At 72.5% G+C, this 17794-nt stretch carries 11 protein-coding genes; 4 read left to right on the forward strand and 7 right to left on the reverse strand.

Features of this window, described 5'->3' with window-relative positions; genetic code table 11:
• Positions 1-125: 125 nt before the first annotated feature.
• The 3 genes from OG432_RS25480 to OG432_RS25490 all read left to right on the forward strand — a co-directional run bounded on the left by OG432_RS25480 (position 126) and on the right by OG432_RS25490 (position 9354).
• Positions 126-1856: a carbohydrate-binding module family 20 domain-containing protein gene (locus OG432_RS25480; RefSeq protein ID WP_328313288.1), complete on the forward strand. Its 1731-nt coding sequence runs from the start codon at positions 126-128 to the stop codon at positions 1854-1856.
• Positions 1857-1905: 49 nt separating this feature from the next.
• Positions 1906-7206, forward strand: a complete 5301-nt coding sequence (pulA, locus tag OG432_RS25485) for a pullulanase-type alpha-1,6-glucosidase (RefSeq protein ID WP_328313289.1) — start codon at positions 1906-1908, stop codon at positions 7204-7206.
• Positions 7207-7299: 93 nt separating this feature from the next.
• Positions 7300-9354 (forward strand): ATP-binding protein, encoded by a 2055-nt coding sequence (locus OG432_RS25490; RefSeq protein ID WP_328313290.1) that lies wholly within the window; start codon positions 7300-7302, stop codon positions 9352-9354.
• Between the two features lie 176 nt (positions 9355-9530).
• Here OG432_RS25490 and OG432_RS25495 read toward each other — a convergent pair whose 3' ends face one another.
• The 6 genes from OG432_RS25495 to OG432_RS25520 all read right to left on the reverse strand — a co-directional run bounded on the left by OG432_RS25495 (position 9531) and on the right by OG432_RS25520 (position 15712).
• Positions 9531-10232: a TetR/AcrR family transcriptional regulator gene (locus tag OG432_RS25495; RefSeq protein ID WP_328313291.1), complete on the reverse strand. Its 702-nt coding sequence runs from the start codon at positions 10230-10232 to the stop codon at positions 9531-9533.
• Positions 10233-10255: 23 nt separating this feature from the next.
• Positions 10256-11320 carry a PDR/VanB family oxidoreductase gene (locus OG432_RS25500; protein ID WP_328313292.1) on the reverse strand — a complete coding sequence of 355 codons (1065 nt, stop codon included), beginning with the start codon at positions 11318-11320 and terminating at the stop codon, positions 10256-10258.
• 1 nt (position 11321) lies between these two features.
• The gene (locus OG432_RS25505; protein WP_328313293.1) at positions 11322-12209 is read right to left on the reverse strand and encodes a metal-dependent hydrolase; all 888 of its coding nucleotides are present in this window, start codon (positions 12207-12209) and stop codon (positions 11322-11324) included.
• 78 nt (positions 12210-12287) lie between these two features.
• On the reverse strand, positions 12288-14231 hold the full coding sequence (locus OG432_RS25510) for a hypothetical protein (RefSeq protein ID WP_443058452.1): 1944 nt from the start codon (positions 14229-14231) through the stop codon (positions 12288-12290).
• A gap of 76 nt (positions 14232-14307) precedes the next feature.
• Positions 14308-15102 carry a tyrosine-protein phosphatase gene (locus OG432_RS25515; RefSeq protein ID WP_328313295.1) on the reverse strand — a complete coding sequence of 265 codons (795 nt, stop codon included), beginning with the start codon at positions 15100-15102 and terminating at the stop codon, positions 14308-14310.
• Positions 15103-15130: 28 nt separating this feature from the next.
• Positions 15131-15712, reverse strand: a complete 582-nt coding sequence (locus OG432_RS25520) for a rhomboid-like protein (RefSeq protein ID WP_328313296.1) — start codon at positions 15710-15712, stop codon at positions 15131-15133.
• A 98-nt stretch (positions 15713-15810) separates the two neighbouring features.
• Between OG432_RS25520 and OG432_RS25525 the strand changes: the two genes are divergently transcribed.
• A complete protein-coding gene (locus OG432_RS25525; protein ID WP_328313297.1) occupies positions 15811-16206 on the forward strand; it encodes a hypothetical protein in 396 nt (131 codons plus the stop codon).
• Between the two features lie 52 nt (positions 16207-16258).
• On the opposite strand, the gene OG432_RS25530 is transcribed toward OG432_RS25525, so the two are convergent.
• On the reverse strand, positions 16259-17752 hold the full coding sequence (locus OG432_RS25530) for a DUF1996 domain-containing protein (RefSeq protein ID WP_328313298.1): 1494 nt from the start codon (positions 17750-17752) through the stop codon (positions 16259-16261).
• Positions 17753-17794 lie beyond the last annotated feature (42 nt).

Genomic DNA, 17794 nt, shown 5'->3' on the forward strand with positions numbered 1-17794 from the left:
CCAAACCGTTGACCTGAGCCTTACCTCCCTCCTACGGTCACCTGCTCAGAAGCGCTTTCAGTCTTGCAGCAAGAACATGCAATCCCCACTGAGAGGCCTCCCCGAGCCGCAGGAGGACCCGCCCCATGAAGCCCCCCAGCAGACAACGCCGTTCCGCCTCAGCCCTCGCCCTCGTGACGGCCGCATCGGCGGCCTTCCTCATCGCGCCCGGCGCCCCCACCGCCGCCGCATCGGCCCCCGGTGACCGGGACGTCACCGCCGAACTCTTCGAGTGGCGCTACGACTCGGTCGCCCAGGAGTGCACGTCCACCCTGGGCCCGGCCGGCTACGGCTACGTCGAGGTGTCGCCCGCCACCGAGCACATCCAGGGCAGCCAGTGGTGGACCTCGTACCAGCCCGTCAGCTACAAGATCGCCGGCCGCCTCGGTGACCGCGCGTCCTTCGCGCACATGGTCGCCGCCTGCCACGCGGCCGGAGTGAAGGTCGTCGCCGACGCCGTCATCAACCACATGGCCGCCGGCTCCGGCACCGGTACCGGCGGGTCCTCGTACACCAAGTACGCCTACCCCGGCATCTACCGGCCGGCCGACATGGACGACTGCACCGGCCAGGTCACCAACTACGCCGACCGCTGGAACGTGCAGCACTGCGAGCTGGTCGGGCTCGCCGACCTCGACACCGACGAGCCGTACGTCCGCACCAGGATCGCCCAGTACCTCGACGACCTGCTCGCGCTCGGCGTCGACGGCCTGCGCATCGACGCCGCCAAGCACATCGCCGCCGACGACATAGCGGCCATCAAGGCGCAGCTCAGCAACCCCGGCGTCTACCTCAAGCAGGAGGTCATCCAGGGGGCGGGCGAGGCGGTCCAGCCCTCGGAGTACCTGGGCAACGGCGACGTCCAGGAGTTCCGGTACGGGCGCGACCTCAAGCGGGTCTTCACCGGCGAGAAGCTCGCCGAACTGAAGAACTTCGGCGAGGCCTGGGGGTATGTGCCGAGCGACCGGGCGGGCGTGTTCGTCGACAACTGGGACACCGAACGCAACGGCTCCACCCTCACCTACAAGGACGGCGCCGACTACACCCTCGCCAACGTCTTCATGCTGGCCTGGCCCTACGGCTCGCCCGACGTCCACTCGGGGTACGAGTTCTCCGACAACGACGCGGGCCCGCCCAACGGCGGTACGGTCAGCGCCTGTTACGCCGACGGCTGGAAGTGCCAGCACCGGTGGCCGCAGATCCAGAGCATGGTCGGCTTCCGCAACACCGCGCGCGGCGAGTCCGTCACCAACTGGTGGGACAACGGCGCCAACCAGATCGCGTTCGGGCGCGGCGCCAAGGCGTACGTCGCCATCAACCACGAGTCCACCACGCTGACCCGCACCTTCCAGACCGCGCTGCCCGCCGGCGACTACTGCGACGTGCAGAGCGGAAAGGGCGTGACGGTCGACTCCGGGGGCCGGTTCACCGCCACCCTCGCCGCCGACACAGCGCTCGCGCTCCAGGTCGACGCCCGTAGCTGCGGCGGCAGTTCAGGCACTGGCACCGGCAACGGCACCACGGCATCCCGCGCCGCCTTCTCCGTCAACGCCACCACCGTCTTCGGCCAGAACATCTACGTCACCGGCGATCAGGGCGCGCTCGGCGCCTGGAACACCGCCGCCGCCCTGAAGCTCGACCCCGCGAGCTATCCCGTGTGGAAGCTCGACGTCGCGCTGCCCGCCGGCACGTCGTTCGCCTACAAGTACATCCGCAAGGACGCGAGCGGCCAGGTCACCTGGGAGAGCGGCGCCAACCGCACCGCCACCGTCCCCGCCGACGGCAAGGTCACGCTGAACGACACCTGGCGCGGCTGACCCGCCCCGCCCGGCACACCCCGAGACCCGTACGACCGAGGAGCACCCGGTGATCCCCCTGCGAAGAACGGCGGTCGCGGTCGCGGCCGCCCTGTGTGCGGCGCTCGTCCCCGCGCTGCCCGCGACCGCCGCGCCCAGGCCGCCGGCGCCACCCGGCGACGCGCGCCTCGCCGCCGAGCCGGCCCGGCACGACGCGACGCGCGAACAGTTCTACTTCGTGCTCCCCGACCGGTTCGCCGACGGCGACCCCTCCAACGACCGCGGCGGCCTGACCGGTTCGCGCCAGGACACCGGGTACGACCCCACCGACAAGGGCTTCTACCAGGGCGGGGACCTCAAGGGGATCACCCAGAGGCTCGACTACATCAAGGGGCTCGGGACGACCGCCATCTGGCTCGCCCCGATCTTCAAGAACAAGCCCGTCCAGGGCACGGGCAAGGACGCGTCCGCCGGCTACCACGGCTACTGGATCACCGACTTCACCCAGGTCGACCCGCACTTCGGCACCAACGCCGACCTCACCCGGCTGATAGCCGGCGCCCACGCCAAGGGCATGAAGGTCTTCTTCGACGTCATCACCAACCACACCGCCGACACCGTCGACTACGCCGAGCGGCAGTACGGCTACCGCCCCAAGGGCGCCTACCCCTACCTCGACACCAGCGGCCGCCCCTTCGACGACCGCGCGGGCATGAGGAAGGTCGACGCCGGCTCCTTCCCGTACACGCCCGTCGTCACGGAGAACAAGGTCCCGGCCTGGCTGAACGACCCCACGATGTACCACAACCGGGGCGATTCGACGTTCGCGGGCGAGAGCGGCGAGTACGGCGACTTCTCCGGGCTCGACGACCTGTGGACCGAGCGGCCCGAGGTCGTCTCCGGCATGGAGAAGATCTACGAGAAATGGGTCCACGACTTCGACGTGGACGGCTTCCGCATCGACACCGTCAAGAACGTCGACCTGGACTTCTGGACCCAGTGGGCGACCGCGCTCGACGCGTACGCGAAGAAACAGGGCCGCCCGCGCTTCTTCATGTTCGGCGAGACCTACTCCGCCGACCCAGCCGTGACCTCCCCGTACGTCACCCGGGGCCGCCTGGACGCGACCCTCGACTTCCCCTTCCAGGACGCGGCCCGCCAGTACGCCTCCCAGGGCGCCCCCGCCACCAAGCTCGCCGCCCTGTTCGCCGACGACTACCGCTACACCACCGACAAGGCCAACGCCTACGAACAGGTCACCTTCCTCGGCAACCACGACATGGGTCGCATCGGGAGCTTCCTCAGGCAGGACCACCCGGACGCCACCGATGCCGAACTGCTCCAACGCGACCGCCTCGCCAACGAGTTGATGTTCTTCAGCCGCGGCAACCCCGTCGTCTACTACGGCGACGAACAGGGCTTCACCGGCGCGGGCGGCGACAAGGACGCCCGCCAGACCATGTTCGCCTCCAAGGTCCCCGACTACCTGGACGACGACGAACTGGGCACCGACCGCACCCACGCATCCGACGCCTACGACCCCGCCCACCCGCTCTACCGCACCATCGCCGACCTCTCCCGCCTCACCCGGGCCAACCCGGCACTGCGCGACGGCGTCCAGACCGAGCGCTACGCCAAGGACTCCGTCTACGCCTTCTCGCGCACCGACATCACGACCCGTACCGAGTACGTCGTCGCCGTGAACAACGCGACCGGGGCGAAGAAGGTGAGCGTGCCCACCGGGTCGGCGAGCACCGACTTCGCCGTCCTGTACGGCGGTTCGGGCTCGGTACGCAGCAGCTCGGACGCCACCGTCGAGGTGACCGTGCCCGCCCTGTCCTCCCTCGTCCTGAAGGCCGCGGTTCCGCTGCCCGCGCCGGCCGCCAAGCCGTCGATCACCCTCAGGGCCCCGGCCCCCGGAGCCACCGGAACCGTCGAGGTGTCCGCCGACGTGAGCGGCGCCGGGCTCGACCGGGTCGTCTTCGCAGCCCAGAGCGGCACCGGAGCGTGGCAGACGCTCGGCTCCGCCGACCACGCCCCCTACAAGGTCACCCAGTACCTGAACCTGACTGCCGGAACTCCCGTGCGCTACAAGGCCGTTGTGATCGACAGCCGGGGCCGCACCGCGAGTGCGCTCGCCGCCACCACGGCGGGGCAGGCGCCCGCGCCCGGCAGACCGACGGCCGTGGCACGCGACTACGCCGTCGTCCACTACAAGCGCCCGGCCGGCGACTACGACGGCTGGCAGCTGACGTCCGGAGACCAGAAGGCGGCCTTCACCGGACGCGACGCCTACGGCGCCTTCGCCTGGCTCAAGGTCCCCGAGGGCGCGTCATCGCTGACGTACACCGTCACCGGCGGGGGCGGCGCCGACGGGCCCGCACGCACCGTCGACCTCGCCGCCACCGGTGAGGTGTGGATCGCACAGGGCGACGACGGCCAGTCCGGCCAGGCGCCGCCCGGCGCCCACCCGCCGCGGGACACCTCCACGGCGGTCCTGCACTACTACCGGCCCGACGGCGACTACGACGGCTGGGGCCTGCACACCTGGACCGGCGCCGCCTCGCCCACCGACTGGACCAAACCGCTGGCGCCGACCGGCCGCGACGCCTACGGCGTGACCTTCGAGGTGCCGCTCGCCCACGGCGCCACGACGCTCAGCTACATCCTCCACAAGGGCGACCAGAAGGACCTGCCCGACGACCGGTCCCTCGACCTCGCCGCCTCCGGCACCGAGGTGTGGCTGCTCGCGGGACAGCCCAAGTACCTTCTCCCGCAGGCGAATTCCGGCGTCTCGCTCGACCTCACCAAGTCCGCGGCCCAGTGGATCGACCGGAACACCGTGGTCTGGAAGGTCAAGGCGAGCGCCGCGACCAGCCAGCAGCTCGTGTACGCACCCGGCGGCGGCATCACCGTCGAGGACGGCGCGCTCTCCGACGAGGGCCAGTGGCTGCGCCTCGCGCCGTCCTCGCTGAGCGACGCGCAAAAAGCCAGGTTCCCCCAGCTGAAGGACTACCCGGCCTTCACCGTCGACGCCCGCGACCGCTCCCGGGTGCGGGAGTCCCTCACCGGGCAGCTCATCGCGACCCAGCGCGCCGCCGACGGTGCGCTGCTGGCCGCGACCGGCGTCCAGACCCAGGGCGTCCTCGACGACCTGTACGGCGCCGCCGCCCTCAAGGCGCCGCTCGGCCCCGTCTTCGCCCGCGGACGTCCCACCCTGTCCCTGTGGGCGCCGACCGCACGGAAGGTCTCCCTCGAACTCGACGGGCGCACGCTCGCGATGCGCCGCGACGACGCCTCGGGCGTCTGGTCGGTGACCGGGCCCGCCTCCTGGTCGGGCAAGCCCTACCGGTACGCCGTCACGGTGTGGGCGCCCAGCGTCCAGCGGGTGGTCACCAACCTGGTCACCGACCCCTACGCGACGGCCCTCACCGCCGACTCCGCGCGCAGCCTCGTCGTGGACCTCGCCGATCCGAAGCTCGCCCCCACGGGCTGGTCCTCGCTGAAGAAGCCGGCCGCGGTGCCGCTGCGCGACGCCCAGATCCAGGAGCTGCAGATCCGCGACTTCTCCATCGCGGACCCCACCTCCCGCCACCCCGGCCAGTACCTGGCGTTCACCGACACCGGCTCCGACGGCATGCGGCACCTGGCCCGGCTGGCGAAGTCCGGCACCTCCTACGTCCACCTGCTGCCCGCTTTCGACATCGCGGGCATCCCGGAGAAGAAGTCCGAACAGGCCTTCCCTGCCTGTGACTTGAAGGTGTACGCACCCGACTCCGAGGAGCAGCAGGCCTGCGTGGCGAAGGCGGCCGCGAAGGACGCGTACAACTGGGGCTACGACCCGCTGCACTACACCGTCCCCGAGGGCTCCTACGCGAGCGACCCCGACGGGACCCGCCGCACCGTGGAGTTCCGGCAGATGGTGCAGGGGCTCAACGGGGCAGGCCTGCGGACCGTGATGGACGTCGTCTACAACCACACCGCGGCGAGCGGACAGGCCGACAACTCCGTCCTCGACAAGATCGTGCCCGGCTACTACCAGCGGCTGCTCGACGACGGCAGCGTCGCCACCTCGACCTGCTGCGCCGACACCGCGCCGGAGAACGCCATGATGGGCCGACTCGTCGTCGACTCGGTGGTGACCTGGGCCAAGCAGTACAAGGTCGACGGGTTCCGCTTCGACCTCATGGGTCACCACCCCAAGGCCAACATCCTCGCGGTGCGGGCGGCCCTGGACGCGCTGACCCCCGCCAAGGACGGCGTCGACGGCAAGAAGATCATCCTGTACGGGGAGGGCTGGAACTTCGGCGAGGTCGCCGACGACGCCCGCTTCGTGCAGGCCACGCAGAAGAACATGGCCGGCACCGGCATCGCCACGTTCTCCGACCGGGCCCGCGACGCGGTGCGCGGCGGCAGCCCCTTCGACGCCGACCCGGGCGTCCAGGGCTTCGCCTCGGGCCTCTACACCGACCCCAACTCCTCGACGGCGAACGGGACTCCGGCCGAGCAGAAGGCCCGCCTCCTGCACTACCAGGACCTCATCGAGGTGGGCCTGAGCGGCAACCTCGCCGCGTACACCTTCACCGACAGCACGGGCCGCACCGTCAAGGGGTCCGACGTCGACTACAACGGCGCGCCCGCGGGCTACGCGGCGGCCCCCGGTGACGCGCTCGCCTACGCGGACGCCCACGACAACGAGTCGCTCTACGACGCGCTCGCGTACAAGCTCCCCGCGGACACCCCGGCCGCGGACCGCTCCCGCATGCAGGTCCTCGCGCTCGCGACCGCCACGCTCTCGCAGGGGCCCGCCCTGTCGCAGGCGGGCAGCGACCTGCTGCGCTCCAAGTCGCTCGACCGCAACTCCTTCGACAGCGGCGACTGGTTCAACGCCCTGCACTGGGACTGCCGGGCGGGCAACGGGTTCGGCAGGGGACTGCCCACGGCCGCCGACAACCAGGCCAAGTGGCCCTACGCGAAACCCCTGTTGGCCAACCCGGCGCTCAGTCCCGGATGCGCGTCCATCGAGGGGACCTCGGCCGCGTACCAGGACCTCCTCGCGATCCGGCACTCGGAGAGCGCGTTCGGGCTCGCCACGGCCGCCCAGGTCCAGTCCGCCCTCTCGTTCCCGCTCTCGGGGTCCGGCGCGACCCCGGGCGTGATCACCATGCGGCTCGGCCCGCTGGTCGTCGTCTTCAACGCGACTCCGCAGCGCCGGACGCAGCAGGTCGCGGCCCTCGCGGGCGCCGCCTACGCCCTGCATCCGCGCCAGGCCGCCGGAGCCGATCCGGTGGTGAGGACGGCCACATACGATCAGGGTTCGGGGAGCTTCACGGTCCCGGCCCGCACCGTTGCGGTCTTCAAGCAACGCTGAACCGATCATTCCAGGACGCTCGGCGAGCGATTTCGGTTGTTCCCCGCCTCGGGTTCCGTCAAAGGCCGCACCGTGGTCCAGACTGTGCCCGTGGTGGGGAATCTTCCTGCGGAGAGCACGAGTTTCATCGGACGGTCGGGCGAACTGGCCGCCCTGGACGGCCTCCTCGGACAACATCGGCTGGTCACCGTCACGGGACCCGGCGGCGTCGGCAAGTCCCGGGTCGCCCTGCGGGCGGCCAAACGGATCGAGGACCGCTATCCCGACGGCGTCTGGTGGGTGGAGCTGTCCCCGCTGCGGGACCGCGACCTCCTCGCGGCCACCGTCGCCGACGCCTTCGACGTCACCGACCAGAGCCTGCGCACCGCCTGCGAGGCGCTGTGCGGCCGGCTCGCCGACAAACACTCCCTGCTGGTGCTCGACACCTGCGAGCACCTGATCAGCGCCTGCGGACACCTCATCGGCGAACTGCTCCAGGCATCGCCCGGCCTCACCGTCCTCGCCACCAGCCGCCAGCCCCTCGGCAGGCCCCAGGAGCGCGTCTTTCCCCTGGAACCGCTGCCCGTCGCGGGCGCGGCGCTGACCCTGTTCAAGGAACGCGCCACCGAGGCCGCGCCCCACCTCAGCTTCGACGACCCCGTCCGGGCCGCCGCGGCCACCGACGTCTGCCGTCGGCTCGACGGCATCCCGCTGGCCCTCGAACTCGCCTGCGCACGGCTCAAGCTGTGGTCGGTGGAGCAGCTCGCCGCCCGGCTCGGCTCCCGCTTCGAGGTGCTCACCGGCACCGGCACGGGCGCCGGGACCGGCGTCGGCGTCGCCGCTCTCCCGCGCCACCAGGCCATGCGGACCGCCATCGGCTGGAGCCACGAGCTGTGCGAACCCCTGGAGCGGCTGCTGTGGGCCCGGCTCTCGGTCTTCGCCGGCGGCTTCGACCTCGCCGCGGCCCAGGCCATCGGCGCCGGCGGTCCGCTGCCCGCCCGTGCCGTCGAGCAGGTCCTTGCCGGGCTCGTCGACAAGTCGGTGGTCCGCACCCGCCTCGAACCCTCCGGCCGGCTGGGCCACCGCATGCTGGACACCATCCGTGAGTACGGGCTGCGCTGGCTCGACGAACTCGGCGAGACCCACGAGGTGGCCGACCGGCACGCCCGCCGCTTCCGCCACATCGCCCACGAAGGGGAAGCAGCCTGGATGGGCCCCGGCCAGCTCGACTGGTACGTACGCCTGGAAGCCGAGCACGCCGATCTGCGCACCGCGCTCGAACACCTCCTGGCCACCGACCCCGAGGCCGCCCTCGACATGGCGGGCTCCCTCTGGTTCGTCTGGTTCTGCTGCGGACGGCTGCGCGAGGGCCGGGCCTATCTCCAGCGCGCCCTCGACGGCTGCCCGGGGCCCGGCCCGCACCGTGCGGCCGCCGTCTGGGCGCTCGGCATGTGCGCCTTCCTCCAGGGCGACTTCGTCATCGCGCACCGACTGGGCGAGGAGAGCTCCCGCGCCGCCCGCGACCCCGAACAGCGGCTGCGCGCGGCCTACTTGTACGGCGGCAGCGTACTCATGCCGGGCGACCCCGAGCGGGCGCTCGACATCCTCGATCCGGCCCTCGCCCAGGACACCGGATTCTCGCCGGGCCGCGCGCTGTGCGCGCTCGCCCGGATCTTCGCCCTCAATAACCTGGAGCGCTACACCGAGGCGTCCGCGGAAGCCGTCCGGCTGCGCGACGAGTGCGCCGCGCGGGGCGAACGCTGGATGCGGGCCTACGCCGACTACATGCTGGCCGCCGGCGCGCTCGCGCTCGGCCGGCCCGCCGAGGCGGCGGCCCACGTCCGCGCCATGCTCGCCGGAAAACGGCTCCTGCACGACAGCTTCGGCATCGCGATGGGCCTCGACCTGCTGGCCTGCGCCGTCGCCGCACAGGGCGACGGCGAGGACGGCGCGCTGCTCCTGGGCATCGGCCAGGAATGCTGGCGCACCGTCGGCAAGGCACAGATGGGTGCTCCCGAGCTTGCCGCGGTGCGCGAGCAGTGCGAGCGCCGGGCCCGCGCCGCACTCGGCGACGGTGCCTTCGACTCGGCCTTCGGCCGCGGGGTGGCCACCGGCCTGGACGACGGTCTCGTCCTGGCGCTCAAGGGACCTCGTCGACACCGGAGTTGAGGCAGGAACGGACACGGAGTCCCGCCGCCGGGGTGGGTGCGACCGGTCGGTTGCGGGTGCGGGTGCCCTGAGGGGGCGCGGGGCTGTGGCTCTTGCACGGCTCCGCCGTGGTGGGCGCGGGACGCGGGCCCGGTCCGCGGACGAAGACGGGGCTCAGCGGGACGGGCTCAGACCCCTCACGCGGACGCCCGGGGGAGCAGCGCGGTCAGGCGGCCCACCAGCTCGCCGAACGGGCCGTCGGCCGGCTCCCGCGCGAGCATCCGCAGCAGGATCGCCGCCATCTCCTCGTCGTAGGCGGCACTCACCGCGGCGAGCGCCGCGAAGTCGTGCACCAGCTGCAACTCCAGCTCGGCGCGGTCGATCCGGCGTCCGTCCAGCCAGATCAGCGCGGTCGACTCGGCGAGCGACACCCAGGAGCGGACCACCAACTCAAGCCGTGCGGGCGGCTGTTGGACACCCAGGTGCGCCAGGATCTGGAGGTGGGCGGCGTTGCGCACCTCGTCGATCATGGCGTTCGCGGTGGACGAGCCAACGGCCGGCCCGCCGCGCATCAGGGCGGAGAAGCCGGGCCCGTGATCGTCGACGAAGTCGAAGAACCGGCCCATCACCCGCAGCAGGCGGGCGCCGAGCGGGCCCTCGTGCGGCTCCACGAAGCGGTCCGCGAGCTCGTCCGCGGCCCGGCGCAGCGCCGCCTCGTACAGGCTCTGCTTGCCGGGGAAGTAGTGATACACCAGCGGCCGCGAAATCCCCGCGGCCGCCGCTATCTCGTCGATGGACACGTCGTCGGGCGAGCGATGGCTGAACAGATCGAGGGCGACCCCGATCAACTGCTGCCTGCGCTCGTCGACGCCCATCCTGCGCCGTACCCCGGTCGTCATGCGAACAGACTACCCAGGAGGCCCTACAGGTCGAGCACCAGCTTCTCGCCGAGGCACCTCGATACACAGATCAGCATCGTGTCGTCGCGCTCCGCATCCGTGAGCAGCTCGTCCCGATGGTCGATCTCGCCCTCGACGACCCGCTGTTGGCAGGTTCCGCAGAAACCCTGCTCGCAGGAGTAGGAGACGCCCGGCGCCTCGGCGCGCAGCACGGAGAGCAGCGAGCGGTCCGCCGGAACGGCCAGGGTGCGGCCCGAGCGGCGCAGCTCGACCTCGAAGGCGGCGCCCGCGGTGGCCGCGCCGGGGGCGAACCGCTCCAGGTGCGGCGGCCGCGCGGGGCCGAGCGCCGCGGTGACCGCGTCCATCAGGGGGTCGGGCCCGCAGCAGTAAACCAGCGCGTCGGAAGGGGAGTTGGCGAGGAACGCGGCGAGGTCGGGCAGCCCGTGCTCGTCCTCGGGGACGAGGATGACCTTCGCGCCGAACCCCTCGATCTCGTCGAGGAACGGCATGGTGGCCCGCGAGCGCCCCCCGTACAGCAGTCGCCACGCGGCGCCCGCCGCCTCAACCTTCCTGATCATGGGGAGGATCGGCGTGATCCCGATGCCGCCCGCGACGAACGCGTACGACCCGGCCGCCGCCAGCGGGAAGCGGTTGCGGGGGCCCCGTACCGAGAGCTCGACCGCCTCCTTGAGCTGTTCGTGGACCTCGCGCGAGCCGCCCCGGCCGTCCTCGATGAGACGGGTGGCGACGGTGTAGGAGGTGCGGTCGGCCGGGTCGCCGCAGAGCGAGTACTGCCGGACGAGGCCCGAGGGCAGTACCAGGTCGAGGTGCGCGCCGGGCTCCCAGGCGGGCAGTTCGGCGCCGTCGAGCGCTGCGAGCCGCAGCGCCACGACGCCTTCGGCGGGCTCGGTCCGCTCGGTGACGCCCAGCCTCAGGGCGACGGTGGAGCGCCGGGTGCCGTGCCCCGATATGGGGTCCTCAAGGGCGGGCAGCGGCCACAGCGGCGAGGCGCCGATGCGGCGGCGCAGCGCGCGCCGGGCGAGCAGCGCGGCTCCGGCGGCCAGCGCGAGGGCGGGGACGCGGCGCATGTCAGCGGCCTCCGTTGGCGCCGGGCGAGGAGGCGAGATAGGCCACGGCCTGGGCCGTGCTGCCCTCCTGCGAGGGGTGGTAGGAGCGGCTCAGATAGCGGGGGACGGACTTCAGCATGGACGGGGTGGAAGGCAGCATGCCGGTGCGGCCGGCCCGGTAGAACGCGCCGAGGCTCGCCTTGCCGACCCCGGGCGTCGGGTCGTGGTCCATGAAGAAGCGGGCCCCGCGCTGCCACAGGAAGGCGAGCGCGGTGAACGCGGTCGCCCAGGTGCGCACCCGGCGCCGGTAGCCGCCGTCGACGTGCATGAACAGTTCGAAGGCGACCGAGCGGTGCTCGACCTCCTCCGCGCCGTGCCAGCGCAGCAGGTCCAGCATCATCGGGTCGGCGCCGCGCTCGTCCAGGGTCTCGGCGTTGAGGATCCAGTTGCCGAGGAAGGCGGTGTAGTGCTCGATCGCCGCGATCGTGGCGACCCGCTCCATCAGCCACCACTTCCGCGCCTTGCCCGGCGGCAGCGTGCGGTCCCCGAGGAGCTTCTCGAAGAGCCAGTCCACCTGCGCGGTGTACGGCGCCGGGTCGAGGCCGAGCTTCTTCAGATGGGGGAGCACGTCGTCGTGTGCGGCCGAGTGCATCGCCTCCTGGCCGATGAAGCCGATGACGTCCTCGCGGAGCCGGTCGTCGGTGATGTACGGCAGGACCTGCTTGTAGACGTGCACGAACCAGCGCTCACCGGCCGGAAGCAGCAGGTGCAGCACATTGATGGTGTGGCCGGTGAACGGGTCGCCGGGTATCCAGTGCAGGGGCGTCTCGTCCCAGGCGAACGAGACGTTCCGGGCCTTGAGCTCGATGCGCTCCTCCGCGACCGGAGCGGGCTGCGGCGTATTAGACATGGCGTCAATGTACTGACGGGTACGCCGCAGCGACAGGGGTCGGCGCCGGATTGTTCGCGAGAAGGGCCCGGGGGCCGCTCAGCGCAGGGTGGCGATCGGACTGCCGTCCGCGAGCCGCCCGTTGAGCTCGGCGCGCGCCCCCTCCTTGGCCCGTGTGGCCAGCAGGTTGCCCTTTTCGGTGGCGGACATCCCGCCGGACAGGGTCACCGACGCCACCTGCTCGCTGCCCGCCGCCAGGACGAACCAGGTGCCGCCGCGCGACTTCCACAGCACCCCGGCGAGCACCCGCGCCTCGCGCGGCCCGCAGGCCGCCGAATTCTCGGCGCGGGCCGCGATGGCGCCGGGCGCGAGCCGCGTGGAGGGCGCCTGGAACTGGGCGAACACCCGGCTGCCCGCGCCCCGCCACGTCTCGGCGCGGGTGCAGATCCAGGCGGCGGTGCCGTTGTTCTCGGGCATCGTCTGCTGGGCGAACTGCCAGTCGTTCACGGAGCGCACCCCGTGCGAACGGACCGTCGGCAGCAGACACGCGGTCCGCGCCCAGCCCTCGCGCGCGGCGCGGTCGCCCACGTCGTGCGGGCCCGAGGGCGGCCCCCACGTCAGCCGGGCCGGGGCGAGTTCCCCGAGGTCGGTGACGAGCCGCACCCCGCTGTCGTCGCGGAACTCCAGTGCGTCCCAGGACGTGCACTGGCCGGCTTGCGAGGGCGAGATGACCGGGTCGGTCACCCCGTCCTCGTCCCGGTGCAGGGGGCGCGCCGCCGCGTCCGGCGTGAGCAGATCGCGTACGGAGGCCTCCCGCACCCAGGGCGCGGTCAGATACCGCACGTTGCCGTCGGTCCTGCCCACCACGAGCGCGCTCGCGGACGCGGCGTCCGCCGCGTCCACCCGCGCGAAGTCGAGCGCCGCACCCGCCGTGCCCTGGCGCGGCTCGGCGTAACGGGCGACCCGCAGACCGTCGTAGAGCAGCACCACCCGTGCCCGGTCCACATCGCCGGCGAACAGCAGCTGGGGCGCGCCCATCGGAGGACCCGACGGAGTGCCCGGCGTCGCCGACACCTGGACCGACTCGCCCGGCCGCGCCCACACGGCGAGCGCGCGCCGCAACAGCCCCGCGTCGCCGGTGAGATCGCCCCGGGCAGGCCAGACCGAGAAGTCCGTGCGCGTCGCCGTCGTCCACGCCGTGGGCTCGACGCGCAGCAGATGGCCGGGGTCGAGCGCGGCCTGCGCCGCCGGGTTCTGCGCGTAGGCCGGCGCGGCCGCGCCGTCGGGGCCCCAGCCGTCGCCCGGCAGTCCGATGAGCGCGCCGCACACCACGAGCGCGGCGACGGCGGCGAGCGCGGCCCGGCCGTGCTGGCGGCGCCGCATCAGATCCGTGGGCCGGGCCTGGAGCGAGCAGGGGTCGAACTCGGCGGATTCGAGCAGTCCGGGCTCCGGCTCCACGCCGTCCGCCTCCGCGAGGGCCTGCCGCGCCCCGGTGGCGCCCGCCGCGGTGAGCTCGGCGACCACCGCGTCGTCGCTCAGCCGCTCCAGGGCGCGCAGCACACAGGCCGCGCGCGCGGGCCCCGACAGGGCGGACAGGCGCTGGTCGAGGGCGAGTTCGTCGGCGCCGCCCGAACGCGGGAACAGCCTCAGGCCCCAGACCTGGGGCAGCAACGGCGGGAACTGCGCCCGCTTGGGCCAGGCCCTGCGGCGCAGCGGAAGGCCCGCTTCGAGGGCCTGGCGCACCACGCGCCGCCGCACGTACACATACCCCGGGCCACCCCCCGCCTCGGACCGCCGGGCCGCCGGGATCAGCGCCTCGTCACCGCCGTCGCCGGGGCCGCCGCGCCCGCGCGGCAGTGAGCGCTGCACGATCGCGTGCGCGGTCACCACCCGGCGGTTGCGCCCGAGCGAGGGCGGGAGTACGAGGTAGGCGAGCCGCACCAGCCGCGGATAGTGCTCGACGAGCGCGGCCTCGGCCTGCTCGACGCCGACGGAGGGGGCGGGTGGGTTGAGGATGTCCTGCTCTGGGGCCACGTTCAGCAAAACGAGCGAATGTGGAGATGGTCACCCCTGCCCAACAGGCTCGCCCCCCGCGCGAGTTGACGGCCGCGCGAGGTGATCAGGCGATGAGCCGTTCGCGCAGCCGGGCGATGGCGTCGTCCGGCACCCCGAGGCCCTCGCGCGCGTACTTCTCCATCGAGCCGTACGCCGTGGAGACCTCGTCCAGGGCCGCGGCCAGGTACTCGGGCACCACCCCGATCACGGCGAGCGCGATCTCGGGGTCGCCGCCCTGCGTGACGAAGCCCTCGATGAGCGGGGCGAAGGCCTGGCGCACCGCCGGGTTGACCGACAGGTACTCCCGCTCGACGGTCGCCTCGTCGGCGCCGAGCAGCGAAAGGATCACCGTCGCGCCCCAGCCGGTGCGGTCCTTGCCCGCCGTGCAGTGGAAGAGCAGCGGGCCCGCGTCCTCGGCGGCCAGCTCCGTCAGGAGGGTGCGGTAGGCGGCGCGGGCCGAGCCGGAGGAGACCAGCGAACGGTAGGTGTCGGCGAACAGTTCCTGCGCCTTGCCGCCGCCCAGGTACTCCTCGGCGACGGCGGGGTCGGCCAGGACGTGCTTGAGCTGGGCGGCGGCGGGCGCTCCCGCCGCCGACATCTTGTCCGCCAGCGCGTCGGCGATCAGCAGGCGGGCTCCCGCGGGCACCCGGTCCGGGTGGTCGGCGCGCTCGGCGGCGGTGCGGAAGTCCACGATCGTCCGCAGCCCGAGCGCGGCCACCGCCGGGTCGGCGGCCGCGTCCATCCGGTCCAGCTGGCCGGCGCGGAAGACGAGGCCGGATCGGACCGTGCGGCCGCCGGCGAGCGGAGTGGAGCCGAGGTCGCGCAGGTTGGCGACGGAGGTGGCGGGGATCGCGATCATGGGCGGGCGGCTCCTGAGCAGGTGAAATCTACCGGTTTCGAACCGAACGGTAGTCCACGGCCGCCGCCGCCCCGAGACCGAGTCCCACAGCCGCGGCATGTCCCGCGTCGGTGAAGGTGCGCCCGGCCCGCAGCAGGGGCCGCACCGCGAGCGCGAGCAGGGCGGCACGGGCGGCCCCGCGCACGGGCCCCCGCGGCAGGACCGAGGTCAGTGCGCCGAGCACGGCGTAGAAGCCGTAGCTGGGCCCGACATCGACGGCGGAGCGGGTGGCGGGGGAGGGGCGGCCCGCGCGAAGTCCCCCGTACACCAGGAGCGTCGCCCCGGCGTGGCCGAGCAGGAAGACCCCGGCCGTCCACCAGGCGCCGTACGCGTGCTCCGCGAAGCCGAGCACGGCGAGCAGGAGCAGCGCGTAGGGCAGCTCCATGGGCTCCTCGACGAGCAGCGCGCCGGCGGCGATCGTCGCCCAGCGCCCGGCGGACAGGTTGTCGACGTTGGTGGAGCACGACCGCAGCAGGTCCCGGCGGGCCGTGGAGCCGAGCAGCCGCCGGCCGGCGTACGCGATGAGCTGGACGCCGCCCACGTACCCGGGGGCGAGGAGAGGAGCACGCATGCGCCCATGATCGGGCATCGCGCGCCGTGCCGCCCGCCGGTGGTACGTCAATCCTCAACTCCCCTTGTATTTACTGGAGTTGGGTGCAGGATGGGGTGATGCGCACTGAAGCACGAGTGGTCATCGGGGCGGTCGTGGCCGCTGTGGTCCTGACCGGATGTACGTCGCCGTCGCCGTCGCCCGCGCCCGCAATCGAGACCGCGAGCGGCACCCTGGAACAGCTCGCCGCGCGGGCCGCCTGTCATCCCGTCGTCTCCACCGACTCGGCCGAGCTGCGCCAGGCCAACTGCACGACGGCGGACGGCCGTTACGTCCTGGCGACCTTCGCCACCGACCGCGGCCAGCGCGAGTGGATCAACGAGGCGAAGGACTACGGCGGCGTCTACCTGGTCGGCCGCAAGTGGGTCGCGGTCGGCGCGCAGGCGGTGGTCACGGCACTGCACGGCCGGCTCGGTGGCAGTGTCGAGACCGGGACCGTGCATTCCGGACACTGACCGGACCGGCCGCGCAGCGGCAGGTGCCTCTTCGCGCTCGCGCGCGCGGATGTCAGGCGCAGGAGCGCCCCGTATTGATACAGGTCACCGCCTTCCCCATCAGCTGATCGCTGAAGACGTCGATGAAGTCACCGTGATCGGTGACCGGCTTGTGGAGCTGCTCGGGGAACGAGTCCACGGCGAAGGCGCCGGCCTTGGCGGGCACGTCGTAGACGATGCGCTGCACGAGCTGGGGGATCGCCTTGAATCCGGCGGGGCAGGCGCCCCGCCTGTCGGCGAAGGCGACGTGGGTGCGGTGGTTGGCGCTGTCGGTGTTCCGCCCGTCCCAGCAGCTCTGGAACCTGAAGGTGCGGACCACCTTGCTGCCCTGCGGACAGAGCGGGTACTTGTCCTTGAGCTGGCGGTTCTCGAATCCGGTGCAGCTCCAGGAGGCGTTGGCATTGGCGTTGCCGTTGGTGAACGCCTTGGCGTCACCGGTGATGATGCGCAGGAAGCGCGGCATGGCGGTGACCTTGCTCACCGGGCTGCCGACGAACTGGATCGTCGCCTGGACCGGTGTCTGGATCTTCCCGACGTTCCTGTCCTTGCCGCCGCCGTCGGCCTGCGCGTCGTTGTCGTCGCCCTGGTTCAGGACCCGCACGACCGGCCAGTAGTACGTGGACCTGTCGCCCTGGTTGCGGCAGCTGGTGGCGCCCCTGGCGAGATCGGCGTCGCCGGCGAACGCGTCCGTCGCCTGGTTCCCGACGTAGTCGTGCATGTGGTGGGCGCCATTGCTCACGCCCGGCGCGACGATGACGTTGTCGGGGTTGCGCTTGCCGTTCTGGTTGCGCCCGCAGTCGCTGGTGAAGGTGCCGGTGGAGGCGCCGCGCCGGGGGGCGGGGGCGGCGGCGTTCGGTCGTACGGACCGGATGTCGACGAAGTCGCGGCGGGAGAGCCCGGAAGCCGAAGCTGCGGCGGAAGCGGCGTTGGCTGCGGCCTGGCCGTCACCTTGGCCGTCGCCTTGGCCGTCGCCCTGCGCGTCACCCGGGCCGCTTCCCTGTGTGTCACCCGGGTCGCCGGGCTGCGGGGCGTCGGCGGCCCGCATCGAGCAGGCGGCCAGCCCCTTGCCGTTGAGGTCCGGCCGGCCGGTTGCGTCCGCGATCTGTCCGATCGAATCGGTCCGCTTCGCCTTCAGCGGGGCGAGCACCATGCTGTCGGCGAGGCCGGGGTCGCGCTGGATCCGGTCCTTGTTGTCGGCGAACTTCGTATACGCGTCGGTGATCTGCGTATCGAGATCGGCGAGCCGGCGGTCGACCCGCTGCTTGGCGGAATCGGGCACGGTGGACAGGACATTGCCGACGTCCGGGCAGTCGATGGTCGACACCATGCGCATCGACGACATGTCGTGCCCGGCCGGCGCACGGCCGCGCGCGCCGCCTTCACTGGCCGAGGCATAGAAATTGACCGCGGCGAGCCCTCCTGCGCCCAGGATGAGCGCGGCCGCCGCCAGCATCATCCGGCGGGGCAGGGCCGGCCGTTTTCGGGGAGAGCGTGCGATGCGTCCCATGGAACTCCTTCGCTCGAAGCGCGCCGTTCCATACGGGTGGGA

Origin of the sequence: Streptomyces sp. NBC_00442 (assembly GCF_036014195.1) — a bacterium.
In the GTDB taxonomy this organism is placed as follows: Bacteria; Actinomycetota; Actinomycetes; order Streptomycetales; family Streptomycetaceae; genus Streptomyces.

Bases quoted from the DNA above. Each gene is read 5' to 3' on its own strand.
- OG432_RS25525 (WP_328313297.1), top strand. From the start codon at position 15,811: ATGCGCACTGAAGCACGAGTGGTCATCGGGGCGGTCGTGGCCGCTGTG.
- OG432_RS25505 (WP_328313293.1), bottom strand. From the start codon at position 12,209: ATGTCTAATACGCCGCAGCCCGCTCCGGTCGCGGAGGAGCGCATCGAG.
- OG432_RS25520 (WP_328313296.1), bottom strand. From the start codon at position 15,712: ATGCGTGCTCCTCTCCTCGCCCCCGGGTACGTGGGCGGCGTCCAGCTC.
- OG432_RS25480 (WP_328313288.1), top strand. From the start codon at position 126: ATGAAGCCCCCCAGCAGACAACGCCGTTCCGCCTCAGCCCTCGCCCTC.
- OG432_RS25500 (WP_328313292.1), bottom strand. From the start codon at position 11,320: ATGCGCCGCGTCCCCGCCCTCGCGCTGGCCGCCGGAGCCGCGCTGCTC.
- OG432_RS25530 (WP_328313298.1), bottom strand. From the start codon at position 17,752: ATGGGACGCATCGCACGCTCTCCCCGAAAACGGCCGGCCCTGCCCCGC.
- OG432_RS25515 (WP_328313295.1), bottom strand. From the start codon at position 15,102: ATGATCGCGATCCCCGCCACCTCCGTCGCCAACCTGCGCGACCTCGGC.
- OG432_RS25495 (WP_328313291.1), bottom strand. From the start codon at position 10,232: ATGACGACCGGGGTACGGCGCAGGATGGGCGTCGACGAGCGCAGGCAG.